The organism is Aedoeadaptatus coli, assembly GCF_900343085.1.
In the GTDB taxonomy this organism is placed as follows: Bacteria; Bacillota; Clostridia; order Tissierellales; family Peptoniphilaceae; genus Aedoeadaptatus; species Aedoeadaptatus coli.
Genome location: NZ_OPYI01000023.1, coordinates 1 through 12901, shown reverse-complemented (window position 1 = coordinate 12901; position 12901 = coordinate 1). Strand labels below are relative to the sequence as shown.

Annotated in this window: 10 protein-coding genes; 1 reads left to right on the top strand and 9 read right to left on the bottom strand. The window is 48.8% G+C overall.

The genetic code is table 11. The annotated features are described in order from the left end of the window. Positions 1-207 precede the first annotated feature (207 nt). Genes DG046_RS09185 through DG046_RS09175 form a run of 3 tightly spaced genes read right to left on the bottom strand, consistent with a single transcriptional unit; the run spans position 208 to position 2390 of the window. Complete coding sequence (locus DG046_RS09185; RefSeq protein WP_108832208.1) at positions 208-912, bottom strand: DUF554 domain-containing protein; 705 nt, start codon at positions 910-912, stop codon at positions 208-210. Then, positions 909-1694 (bottom strand): hypothetical protein, encoded by a 786-nt coding sequence (locus DG046_RS09180; protein WP_108832207.1) that lies wholly within the window; start codon positions 1692-1694, stop codon positions 909-911. Before DG046_RS09180 ends, DG046_RS09185 begins: the two co-directional genes overlap by 4 nt. A 60-nt stretch (positions 1695-1754) precedes the next feature. Next, positions 1755-2390 (bottom strand): redox-sensing transcriptional repressor Rex, encoded by a 636-nt coding sequence (locus tag DG046_RS09175; protein ID WP_108832206.1) that lies wholly within the window; start codon positions 2388-2390, stop codon positions 1755-1757. Positions 2391-2564: 174 nt separating this feature from the next. Between DG046_RS09175 and abc-f the strand changes: the two genes are divergently transcribed. Continuing rightward, on the top strand, positions 2565-4469 hold the full coding sequence (gene abc-f / locus DG046_RS09170) for a ribosomal protection-like ABC-F family protein (RefSeq protein WP_108832205.1): 1905 nt from the start codon (positions 2565-2567) through the stop codon (positions 4467-4469). A 529-nt stretch (positions 4470-4998) separates the two neighbouring features. Here the strand turns inward: abc-f and tsaD are convergent. From tsaD to DG046_RS09140, 6 genes are all read right to left on the bottom strand, one after another. After that, positions 4999-5994 (bottom strand): tRNA (adenosine(37)-N6)-threonylcarbamoyltransferase complex transferase subunit TsaD, encoded by a 996-nt coding sequence (gene tsaD / locus DG046_RS09165; protein ID WP_108832204.1) that lies wholly within the window; start codon positions 5992-5994, stop codon positions 4999-5001. Position 5995: 1 nt separating this feature from the next. Then, on the bottom strand, positions 5996-6439 hold the full coding sequence (gene rimI, locus DG046_RS09160) for a ribosomal protein S18-alanine N-acetyltransferase (RefSeq protein WP_108832203.1): 444 nt from the start codon (positions 6437-6439) through the stop codon (positions 5996-5998). After that, positions 6405-7115: a tRNA (adenosine(37)-N6)-threonylcarbamoyltransferase complex dimerization subunit type 1 TsaB gene (gene tsaB / locus DG046_RS09155; RefSeq protein WP_159082120.1), complete on the bottom strand. Its 711-nt coding sequence runs from the start codon at positions 7113-7115 to the stop codon at positions 6405-6407. Before tsaB ends, rimI begins: the two co-directional genes overlap by 35 nt. Beyond that, complete coding sequence (tsaE, locus tag DG046_RS09150; RefSeq protein WP_108832201.1) at positions 7096-7560, bottom strand: tRNA (adenosine(37)-N6)-threonylcarbamoyltransferase complex ATPase subunit type 1 TsaE; 465 nt, start codon at positions 7558-7560, stop codon at positions 7096-7098. Before tsaE ends, tsaB begins: the two co-directional genes overlap by 20 nt. A 218-nt stretch (positions 7561-7778) precedes the next feature. Beyond that, the gene (locus tag DG046_RS09145; protein WP_159082119.1) at positions 7779-12380 is read right to left on the bottom strand and encodes a leucine-rich repeat protein; all 4602 of its coding nucleotides are present in this window, start codon (positions 12378-12380) and stop codon (positions 7779-7781) included. Between the two features lie 312 nt (positions 12381-12692). Continuing rightward, the coding region (locus DG046_RS09140; RefSeq protein ID WP_199909569.1) for a transposase at positions 12693-12901 on the bottom strand (209 nt) is incomplete at its 5' end.

Here is a 12901-nt window from a genome sequence, read left to right as displayed (position 1 = left end):
ATGGACCTGAAAGCGGTGCTGACCTTTGCATGCATGAACATGAAAAAACTGGCACTAATGATGGATCGAAAAGAGCGGGACGGAGGAGGCGACGGCCCTTCTTTTGCTGATTTATGGAAAAAATACACAAAAAAGAGACAAACCCCGAGTTTTGTTCGGAGTTTGTCTGCAGTCTGAGAGAGACGACTAAGTCTCTCTCTTTTCTTATTACATGAAAAAGCCCATCAGGCCATGAATGACGATGACGACGATAAAGGCCGGCAGCATATTGGCGACTTTCAGATCTTTGATTTCCAAAATGCCGAAGCCGATGGCGAAAATCATAATGCCCCCGACGGAGGTTAAATCGGCGAGCAAAACATCGCTGATATAAGGTTCTAGAAAACCGGACATAAGGACCAGGGCGCCTTCATATAAAAAGGTGGGAATCGCCGAGAGGGCGACGCCGATGCCCAGGGTGGAGCCGAAAACCAAAGAGGTCATGCCGTCCAACACGCTCTTGACCATGAGGGTTTCGGGATTTCCGTTCATGCCCGCCTCGATGGCGCCGATAATGGCCATGGAGCCGACGCAAAATAATATCGACGATTGGATGGCGGCGGCCATGGGGCCCTGACCCGTGGTCTCGCCGCCGGATCGCGCCGCCAGGCGACTGTCGACTTTTTCGCCGAAGCGATTCAGTGCGCCGTCGATATCTATGGCGGCGCCGATGCCCGTGCCGATGGCGAGGGACATCATGACGATGATAAATTCATTGGCCTTCAAGGCCATTTGAATACCCATGGTCATGACACTTAGGGGAAGCACCATTAAGACCTGCTCCTGAACGCGGGTGGGGATTCGATTGCCTATGAATTTACCCAATACCGCCAAGATGGCAATGGCCAGGGCATTGGTAATGACACCGATCATAAATTCCTCTTTTCTCTTTCCCTTAAAAATAACAACTGCTGAATGTAGCCGGCGTCTTCGCCGAAGCGGCTCGCGGCGTAATTCGATGCGACCTCTCTGCTTTTAAATTCGCCGAAGCGGGCCATGGCACGTTTGATCCACACGTCCACGGGAAAGGCGTCTTTTTTTCCGTAGCCGAAGAGCAAAATGCAATCGGCCACTTTTGGTCCCACCCCGGGAAGCTGCATCAGATACTTCTTCGCTTCATTATACGCTAAATCATCGGGCCGGTGTAAGTCCCATTTTCCCGCGGCCACCATGCGAGCCGTCTCGATTAAATACTTGTCCCTGTATCCCGCCCCGAGGGCGCGCAGCTGCTCTGTCGAAAGCTCGGCCATAATCTCCGGTGCCGGCAAACCGTAAGCCGCAAGCCCTTCGGCCTCGGCCAGTTTGTTTCCGTAGTTTTTCGAAAGATCCAAGACGGTCTTTCGAATGCGAAAGAGATTGTTGTTGGATGAGAGGATAAAGCCCACGACGGCTTCCCAGGGATCCTGCTTTAAGATCCGAAGGGATAAATAGGGCGCGAGATCCTTTAAATCCTCGGAATTTCGCACGAGCTCGGCGGCCCGGGCGTAATCGTGGACTGCATCGAAAAACACATCGGCGGCGGCCCTGTCTCCTGAAATGCACTCGCCTGATTTGAGAAAAAAGGCGTCACTTCCGTTTACGGCGCAGATCACGTCTTTCTCCTCTTCCCAGTGGTGAAACTGGCCGCTTTTTATGGTCATCACCGGATCGAACACGTGCTCCTCCTTCCAAAAAAATAAGAGCGAGGCATTTGCCCGCTCGTAAATCCTATCGGCTTAGCGATCCCGCTCCGTTAAGTAATAGCTCAATGTCAGAAGGCTGTCCGTGAGACGAATATTTTCCACGATGACCCCTTCCGGCGCCTCCAAATCTTCCGGCGCGAAGTTCCAAATGCCGCGAATGCCCGCTTCGACCAGGCGATCGGCAATAGCCTGAGCCCCTTCTTTCGGCACGGTTAAAATGGCCACTTCCACTTCTTCATGGTCCTTCATAAATTGTTCCAATTCGTCCACGGAACGGACCACTTGATTGCCCACGGTGGTGCCGATGACCCGCTCGTCTCGGTCGAACATGGCGACGATTTCAAAGCCGCTGTCCAAAAAGCCCTTGTAGTTGCAAATGACCGTCCCCAAGCGACCGGCGCCGATTAATATGGTTTTATAAATGGTCGGAATACCCAATATGTTTTCTAATTCGGCCTTTAATACGGCCACCTTGTATCCGTAGCCCTGTTGGCCGAAGCCGCCGAAATTATTTAAATCCTGACGAATTTGTGACGCCGTAAATCCCGTTAAATCACTTAATTCCTGGGAAGAGATGCGGTCTTCGCCTCGATCGTCCAATTCGATTAAATATCTATAATATTTCGGAAGCCTTCTTATTACGGTTTCTGAAACTTTCCCTTTACGCATAGCCAAATTTATCACCTTTCACTGTCTCTATTCGGAAGAGTGTTATGAATTTATCTAACTCTAAGAACTAGTATACAAAAAAAATCATCAATTGAAAAGCTTTTTCCGCTATTTCGCCGACTTTTTCTCCCCGCCCTTTTCTGCTATGATATTTTTAGCAAGGAGGAGAGGCATTTGGCAATCGTATCGGCACAAGGCTTAGAAAAGACTTTTTACATCGACCCCATATTAAAGGACGTGGGTTTTTTAATCGAAGCGGGGGAAAAGATCGGGCTCATCGGAAACAACGGCAGCGGCAAAACCACCCTTATGGCCATGTTGGCCGGGGAGCTCACCCCGGACGGGGGAAGCATTTCCACCACCAAGGATTTGGAGGTGGGCTATTTGGCCCAACACGTGGCCGTCACCGAAGGGGCCAGCATCTACGACGAGTGCATGGCGTCGTTTCAGGCGGTCATCGAGCTTGAAGAAAAGCTCCGCGCCATGGAAATGGAAATGGCCCACCTCGAGGGCGAGGCCCTGGAAGAACACATCGCCCGCTACCAGGTGTTGGTGGATCGCTACGAAAAGAGCGGCGGCTACAGCCGGGAAAGTGCCGTCACCGGCGCCCTTCGGGGCCTGGGCTTTTCCGAAGAGGAAATGGCGATGCCGGCGGAAAATCTCTCCGGAGGCCAAAAATCCCGCCTGGCCCTGGCCAAGCTCCTTCTCCACGAGCCGGATCTCCTCCTCTTGGATGAGCCCACCAACCACTTGGACATGGATTCCATCGCCTGGCTGGAAAAGTTTTTAAAGGCCTTTAAGGGCGCCGTGGTGGTCATCAGCCACGACCGCTACTTCTTAGACGCCATTGTGGATCGCATTCTCTATTTAAGAGACGGGGTAGTGAAAAGCTATCAGGGAGATTACACCAATTTCGTCCGCCGCAGGCAGGAAGAGGAAGAGCAGATGCGCCACGCCTATGTGATGCAGCAAAAGGAAATTAAGCGCCAAGAGGAAATGATCAAGCGCTTCGCCTCCTGGAACCGGGAAAAAAGCGTGCGGGCCGCGAGAAGCAAGCAGAAACAATTGGACAAGATGGAGCGACTGGAAGATGTGAAGGGCGAAAAAAATCTGCTCCTTTCCTTCGCGCCGGCCACGGAAAGCGGCCGCGATGTGCTCCACGCGGAGCATCTCTCGAAGGCCTTTCCCACGAAGCAACTCTTCGACGACGTGACCTTTCCCATTTACAAAGGGGAGCGGGTGGGGCTTATCGGGCCCAACGGCATCGGAAAAAGTACCCTGTTTAAAATCATCATGAACGAAATCGCCCCCACATCCGGCGAGGTGCAATTGGGAAAAGGCGTCACCATCGCCTATTTCGATCAGGAAATGAAGACCCTGGACGAAAATAAAACCGTGGCGGAAGAGTTGTGGGACCGCTACCCGAAGCTGGACCGCTTTCAAATTCACGCCTACCTGGCCCGCTTCCTCTTTACCGGCGACGATTTGGACAAGCGCATCGGCGATCTCTCCGGTGGGGAAAAGGGGCGGCTGTCTCTTTTAATCATTATGCTCTCAGGCGCCAATTTCCTCCTCTTGGACGAGCCCACCAATCACCTGGACATCGAGAGCAAGGAATCCTTGGAGGCGGCTTTAAAGGACTACACGGGCACCATTCTCACCATTAGCCACGACCGCTACTTCCTGGATCGGGTGGCCACGAAGATCGTCTGCCTATCCGAGGAGGGCACCTTTATGGTGGACGGAGACTACACCTACTTCTTGAAGAAATGGGAAGACGCCCACACCGTGGAGGAAGAGGAAGAAGAGATCACGAAGACGCAAATCGTAAAGGAAAAGAAAAAATCCCGAGAGGAACAAAAGGAAGCCCGCCGGCGAAAAAAAGCCCTGCGGGATACGGAGGCCGAGATCCACGCCCTGGAGGCGGAGATCGAAGCCATGGATGAAACCCTGGCGGATCCCGCCACCTACGAAGACCATCGGGCGGCACTGGAGCTTTCCCAAAAGCGAGACGCCACCCAAGAAAAATTGGACGCCCTCTACGACGAATGGTTCGCTCTTTCGGCGGAAGAAGAATAAAAACGGCACCGACGTGTCGTTTTTTTATTGGAAGAAAGGGCCTGAATTCTCTTCGAAGATTTCGCGGGCGCAGTGGATGCCCGCCGATTCATAGACAAAGGGAAATAAAGGCGCAGCCTCCGGGAAGGCAAGAATATAATACGGGGAAAAGAAAAAAGGAAAAAACGCCTTCCCTTTGTTAATCTTCCCTTTCTTCCCCTTTTTGCCTCGTTCTCATTTTCAGTCTCCCTTTATTTTCACGTTTTGATTTTTTAATCCACATGTTCTTCACAGTATACACAGATCTGTCCACAGCTCACGGCCCTTATTCACCGAATTTAAAAAAGTTATCCACCTTATCCACAGGCTTATACACGTTTTCCCGAATCCCCTCCATCGGCCGGTGCAATCTCTAAGATCCGTCCATTTCTCGGGGATTGTCGCCTTTTTGCCCGCTCGTGCACTATTTTCCCGCATCTTCGCCTATTCTCATTCTCAGCTTAACATGGGCAAAACAAAACCGCAGCCTTTTCGCTGCGGCAATTTTCTTTTATTCCAGACCCAGATTCGGATCGGCATAGACCGAGCCCGCCTCGCCCTTTAAGTGGCTGTAATAGCCCACAGAGGCGATCATGGCGGCGTTATCGGTGCAGAGGATGGGATCCGGGTAGTAGATGGCCACGCCTTCTTTTTCGCCACGGCTTTCCATGGCGGCGCGAAGGCCGGAATTGGCACTGACCCCGCCGGCGAGGACGATGGTCTTCTCCCCGAGCTCCTTCGCCAGGCGGAAGGATTTTTCCACGAGGACGTCGATGACGGCGACCTGAAAGGATGCGGCCATGTCCGCCACGCGAATTTCCTCGCCCTTTTGCTTCGCCTGATTCAACTCGTTTAATACGGCAGTTTTGAGGCCCGAGAAACTGAAGTCGTAGCTGTCCGCCTCGAGCATGACCCGAGGCAGGTCGTAGGTCTTCTCGCCTTCTTTGGCCAGCTTGTCGATCACCGGCCCGCCGGGGTAGCCGATGCCCATGGCCCGGGCCACTTTGTCGAAGGCCTCGCCGGCGGCGTCGTCTCGGGTCTTGCCGTAGAGGGTGAAGTCCACGTAGTCGGTGACGTGAATCAAATAGCTGTGGCCCCCGGAGACGATGAGCCCGATAAAGGGCGGCTCGAGATCTTTGTGGGTCAGGTAATTGGCGCAGATGTGGCCGCGAATGTGGTTGACCCCCACAAAAGGCTTGTGGGTCGCCAGAGCCAGTCCCCGGGCCGCCGTAAGGCCCACGAGGAGGGCGCCGATGAGCCCCGGGCCGCGAGTTGCGCAGATAAGATCCACATCCTCCATGGTAACCCCCGCCTCTTCCAAGGCCAGATCCAACATGGGCAAAATGGCGGAGACGTGTTTGCGAGATGCGATCTCCGGCACCACGCCGCCGAAAAGCCTGTGAATTTCGATTTGTGATGAAATCATATTGGACAAAATCTCCCGGCCGTCTCGTACGACAGCCACGGAGGTTTCGTCGCAGGACGATTCCACGCCCAGTGTCAACATACTACCACCTCTTCCAATAAATCAGCCCGTCGCGCTTCACGTGGGCGTAGTAATTTTTTCGTACCCCTTCCAATTGAAAGCCCAGGGATTCATAGAGATTAATGGCCGGGACATTGTCGTCCCGCACTTCCAATGTGGCGGAGGTCATGCCCTTTTCGTAGACGGCGAAAAGGTAATGGTTCATCATGTAGCGGCCGTAGCCGTTTCCGCGAAATTCGCCGCCAATGGCCACATTGCCGATGTGGGCCTGATCCCCTAATAGCCACGCCCCCACGTAGCCGATGACCACGTCCAAGTAAAGGAGCACTTCGTAATAGGTGAGGGGATTGTTAAGCTCCCGCTCCCAGCTGTCTCGGGACCAGGGCGCGGTGAAACTTTCCTCTTCAATGGCAATAATGTCGTCTAAATCCTCAACCGTCGCTTCTCGCGTCGAGAGATTCTCCATGTTTCCTCCTGTATTCTCGCATGGCCTGTGTGGGCCGTAGGTAATTGGGCTCCAGGGCGTAGGGATTAGACGGTCCTTCTTCTTCAAACTGCTGAGCGCCTTCAAAGGCGATGGCCGCCGCCGACACCCGGGACAGGTGATCGGAATAGAGAATGAAATCTTCCCGCACGGAAAACGCGTCCCGATACTTCTTCAGGCCGTCGCCGATTAAGATGGCGCCCTCGGGGGCCTCTTTCAGAATGGATTCCACCGGGTAGGCGTCGTCTTTTTTCAGACGCACAAGCCCCTCGCCCTTTTTTTCAAAGAATGCGGCGTACACCCGCTCCCTCCGTGCGTCGAAAAGGGGAATCACCACGCCGTCGGTCGCCACTTCCCGGGCCAGGGCCTTTAAGGTGGAGACGCCGACGACGGGAATATCCAGCGTGCGGCCGAATACTTTGGCGAGGACCACAGAGATCCTGAGCCCCGTAAAGGAGCCCGGGCCCACACCGGTGGCGATAAGATCCACATCTTCCATGGCCCAACCCGCCCCGTCCAGCATGTTTTGAATCATGGCGATAAGCCCTTCCGAGTGGCTCGCACGGCTGTTGACCGACGCTTCCGCCACGACCTTTCCGTCTTCCGTGAGGGCGCAGGTGGTCTCCATGGTGGCCGTATCAAAGGCGAGAATTTTCATAGGCCAGCACCTCCTCTTCAAGTTCCTTCCCTCGAGGGCCGAAGCCTGTGGCCACGACATCCCTCGTGTCTTCGTCGATGCGCCTAAATTCCAGGCGCAACACATCCTCCGGGAGGCTCTCCGCGATAATATCCGCCCACTCCACGGCACAGACGGCGCCGGAATCCAGCATGTCTTCCCCGCCCATGTCGAAAAATTCATCTTCGTCTTTCAGTCGGTACACGTCGAAATGGTAAAGGGGCATCTCCCCTTCGTATATATTTAAAATGGCAAAGGTGGCGCTGGTCACCTCCGAGGAAAGGCCCATGCCCTTGGCCAAGGCCTTGACGAAAGTGGTCTTTCCCGTGCCTAAATCCCCGACGAGGGCGAGGACGTCGTAGGCTTTTAATTTTTTTCCTAAATACAAACCGAATGCCTCGGTTTGTGCGGTGCTTTTCAGTATCATAGCTTCCTCCTGCTTCTTATTATAGTCAAAATATGGTAAAGAGAAAAGCGACCATGGCCTCAGACCTCTTGGAATCAAATAATGTTCTTCTTGTTTTTCAATTTGTTCATACTCAATTGCACGAAAAATCGAGTAAGCAAAATGCTTACTCGATTTTCTAAATGCTGATTCCGCTTTCGTGAGATTCAATGTCAATTTTTGTGCCAAGTCAATAAAGACTAGCGCCGTGTGATAATGACATCTTCGTCAAAGCTTCCATACCAAGATCCTTCCGAAATCACAGTATGAGACGGTAATTCCACGCTTTTCAATCTCTTATTTAACTGAAAGGCCCCATCCCCAATTTTTGTTACAGAATCGGGAATTCGTACAACCCTCAAGTCATTATCATAAAATGCTGTTTCACCAATCACAGTTACCGTATTCGGTATGGTTAATTCACTTAATTTGTTATTGCCGAATGCACTTCTCTCAATAACTTCGAGATTGCTCGACAATCTTAGTTGGATAAGGCCATTCCGCCAGAAGGCACTATCCCCTATACGGGTAACAGAATCTGAGATCTCCAGCCTTCTCATGTTTTCATTCCGGGCAAAGGCCCCCTCCCCAATCGTTACGATTGATCTGGGAATATACAACTCTGTAAGATCATTCGAATCGAATGCGCTGGTACCAATCGCGAGCTCTTTCCCTTCCGTCTCCGCATCGTAGTCAGGTAGCGTCAACTTCGTTATTCCGCTCTTCATAAATGCCTCCGACTCAATTCTTTCAACGGAATCAGGAATGATTAGTTCTCCTATTTTCGTATCAGAGTAATCATCTCCCTTAAAGGTGAATTTTTCAATCACCGTCATCCGATTTGAAATTTTTACCTTTCTTAACGGGTTATAACCGAAGGCAACCTCACCTACCCTTTCGACGGAATCAGGAAGAATCGCCTGCGCCAGTTTATTTCGTCGGAACGCACCGTCTTCAATCTCAATAACCGATTCGGGGATATTAACCCGTATCAATTGATTCAATGCAAAGGCATCGTCTCCAATGGTATGCAGACCATCCGGCAATGCGACTGATTGCAACTTATTCTGCATAAATGATCCCTTTTTAATTTCTTCAACTGTCTTAGGTATGCTCACAGATGTCAATTCCGGCCTTTCCGTATGCGACGGCCTAAAAGCATAATCGCCGATAACTCTGACCTCTACCCCTGCTATTTCATTCGGGATATTCACCCTTGTCTTTTCGCCTATATATTCAACGATGGTTCCCGTTGAGCGATCAAATCTATAATCGCCTACAGTGACCACGTCCGGCTCTTTCGGTTCGCCCGGATCAGGTACAGGCGGTGTCGGCGGCTTAGGTTTGTCCGGATCAGGTACAGGCGGTGTCGGTGGGTTCGGCGGCGTGGGTTCGTCTTCTTGTTTCTCTTGAATTTTTTTAATGATACTTTCCAGACTTTCGATCCACGTATTGACCTTTTTATTTGATGCTGCCGCCTTTTCGTCGTTTGACCAATCCCCATAGTTGTTTCCTAAGGCATACACGCGAGACTGCTTTTCTATTTCTTTTAAAGCATCCTTATCCTTCTGATCAATTTTTCGGTATGCAGCCGTCTGTTTCAGCGCCTTTGCTTGCTCTAACAGCTGAACAAGTTCATTTAGCTTTGAAGTTAGCTGATTATATAATCCCTTTACTTGATCCAGAGATACGTCCAGTTTTTTCATGGTCGCTTGGTATTTGCTCGGCGTTCTGTTTGCCTTGTCCTTTGCATAAAGCACGGTGTCTTTTGCTCTGGCTTTTAACGTATCGATTTGCATGATCGACGGAGACTTTTGTGTCTGTTTAAAATCCGCTCTCTCTTCAATCGCCTCGATTTTAGCCAGATATTCTTCTATCGCCTTGATCTTCTTGTCCAGTTGTTCTGCCTTATCGGCCGTTAACGCCGTTTCTCTTTTTAGCTCATAGATTTGTTCTTCCAACAATGTGTGGTGACCCTGATAAATTTCTGCAAGATCGAAATCCGCGTACATGTAAACCCAAGCCCCGTGGCTTATCATTCCATACATATCAAGATCATTCAATTTTTCTTTTCCATTTTGGTAGCTTTGTTTTATATCGATGTGTCCACGATAGATGGCTTTATGACGTAAGCCACCATCAAGCCATACCGGACGTGTGCCTAGTAATAATAGGGAGAATTCCGCACCGAGATCAGCGTTCGTTTCAAATTGACCCTCTAATCTTTTGTGCTTCTTTTCCTCTAAATCCTTTTTTGTAATAGCGATCATTTTAAATCGCTTGCCGACATCCCGATTGCTTATATGCACATCTTTTTCTTGTTGAACCTGTTGAATTAGATAGACTGTCTCGTTCTCGAACTTTTTATCGAAAACATTGACATTTACAGATGAATTGTCCGTTAACTGACTTTCACTAATCAGTTCCACTTCTAATTCGCCGTAAACATTGATATAAACTGCAGCCAATAGCGCCAGCATATCGCTAACTTCGCCAATAGAACCTTTTTGAGATTGCTCAATTACCACCGGACCTCCGGGATACAAGGGAATTTTGGCATAACCTAAAAAGTATTTGTCCTTAGAAAAATTATTCGTTTGCTTTAATTTTTTCGCTATAAAGTCATTTGATTTTTCTTGACCCAAGCTTCTGAGAAAGCGTGTAAAATTAATCTTTTCATTGAACTTTAGATTCAAGCTCATGTCCATTTGTTGTCGTTCTGCCAAACCGGCATGAAGTAATTTTAGTCCTTCCCTCGAATGCTGAATTTTTACATCGGCAAGTGTTTGCGCCAAATAGTTGTAAAAGATATCCCCATTTAAAGTCGTTTGGGCTGAGTCTCCGTTCATCGCGTTGTTGATGTTTGCGCCGGCGGCTACATTCAGCGCCACCTCGGAATAAGCATCATGGCTAACATCTTTTCCCAGCACCCAATTGAATGCCTTTTGTGCCCATTCCCAGTATTCCTTTGGCAATTCTTTTAATTTTACCGAATTGTCCATTCCACCATGGATCGATCCCCAGTAGCTAACTCGGATGTCATTCAGGTTTTTCTCGTGTTCAAAACCTTTTCCTTTTAATTGCAGTTTGCCACCGTGCAGAGAATTGACATCAATAGTTTCTTTTCCCTTAGGAGACGGCGGTAATTGGATGAAATCTTCTGCGTTGCTCTTTTCCACGAAGCTTTCTGTCTTTTGACCTTCCGCATCCATTAGCTTGTTACTAGGGCTACCCACTAGCTGATTGCTTGCAAAATCAACATGTGCCAAGGCTTCCTGAATACCTTCTTGATCGACAAAAAACTCAATCTCGCCTGCATTAGCATTGGAGGTTGCGCTAATATTTAGCGCTTTATCCGCTAACAACTCGTCAAACTTGGCGTCCGTCACCGCATAAAATACTTTGTCAGCTTGGATCGGATCGTTGTACTTATTATCGTTCTTAACATCCCGGTGCGCGACAGTATTTTTATCCGCGATCTTAAATGACTGTTTTACGCCAAAATCTACCATAACGATGGGATGCTCATCTGTTTTCAAGGATTCCTGAATCTTCTTAAAAACATCTGATGTTTGGTTGACACCCAAATAATACTTTCCTTTTGTGTTAGAAAATATCATCTGAATATCTTTCGGTTGACTGCTTCCTTCTTCTTTTGGCACAGCAATCAAACTATCTTTTACCGTAATTTTTTTCGATTCTTTATCTAAAAAGAAGGTTTTCCGAACAAGTTCATTTCTATTTGTGACGGCATAAACATCGACTTTGTTTGAACCGATGGCGTAATCCTTAAGATTCAACGTAAAGTTTTTTCCGTTGACCGTCACATCGACCTCTTTAGCTTCTTTTTTTGACGGATCAATCACTCTTGCTCGAACTGATTTGAGTTCGTCTCTGGAAATTAACTTCCCTTTTGCCTGAACGACATCTTCTTGCGTCTTCAAAGTGTATGAAGTATCAAGATTTTCAATAACTATCTGCGACTCATTCAGTTTTTTTCCTATGTCTTTCAAGTTGTCGGGTTCTTTTTCCCGTTTGATTTCTTCATCAATCTTTTCTTCCGGTGAAGCCGGTTTTACATTAGGGTTCGGCTGAGGTCTTGAAGTATTCCCGCCACCGGATTCATCACCCGGAGTAATTGTGACGCTTGGTACCAAATTGGGAACCTTCGATGTGCCCTTTCCGTAACGACTCAAAGCATTGTAAAGTGCCACAAAAGCATCTTGTCTTGTTGCCGGCGCATTAGGAAGTATGCTCTTGTTGATTCCACTATTATCTCCAATGATTTTTAACTCTAGTGCCCATCGAATCCAATCGAGAGGCCATTGCGCCTTGGCAACATCATCGGATTTTAGATCTTCCTTCGTTAAAGCAACCAACATCTTCAATACTTCAGCGTTGGATATGTTCTTTTCAGGCTTGAATGTTTTATCCGGATACCCGTTCACCATGGTAACATCATTTTTTGCATTCTTATTTTTAGCTGCAAATTGAATGACACCTTTTGCCCAATGGTTTTCAATATCACTGAAGAGAGCAGGTTCTTGCTCCATGAGCTTGGCCGCATCTTTTTTTCCTAAGCTATAAACGATGATCTTAGTAATTTCGCTCCGTTTAATCGGACGCTCCAAGGCCAAATCGCCATTGCCATAGCCCTCAATAATCCCTTCCTGTTTCAAATAATCAATTTTTTCCTGAGCGCTTTTCTCCTCCCTATCCGAAGGAAAAGCTAAAGCCAGCGCATTGCTTGACGAAACCGCAAGCATCAGAAAAGCTAAAAACAATGACAGCGTTTTCTTCATTTCATGCTCCTTTCTTGAAATTAGATAACGAAAATACCCACGCCCTATTGAAATCCTCATTAACTTTTTCAGTCGATCACTGGATAAAGAGCGCTTTCTATTCCCTCTTCCGCCTAGCTTAGCACATTACCCCCCCCGTCAATATTTTAACGCAAAATAGCAATATTCTTTTTTACTCGTCTTTTTATTCTTACGATCGCAAGAAAAAAGACCTTGCCGAAACAAGGTCTCTCTCTTAATTATGGCTCTATGTCAACCATTGGGGAGTCTAGTGAAAACTAGGCTCCTTTTTGTTTTCCCAAATGCCATCTATCACCGATCTTTTGAACAGACAAAAAGCAGTTTCGTTCGGAAATGATGAAAGTTTTGCATCCCAAAGGCCACGCGCTTCACTGTCTTGATCTTGTTGTGCGTTCCTTCCACGTAGCCGTTACTCCACGGGTAATCAAAGCTGTTGGTGATCTCCTCAAACCAGTTGGTGTAGGCCCGTAAGCAGTAGCGCCACTCCCTTTGTCCGCCTT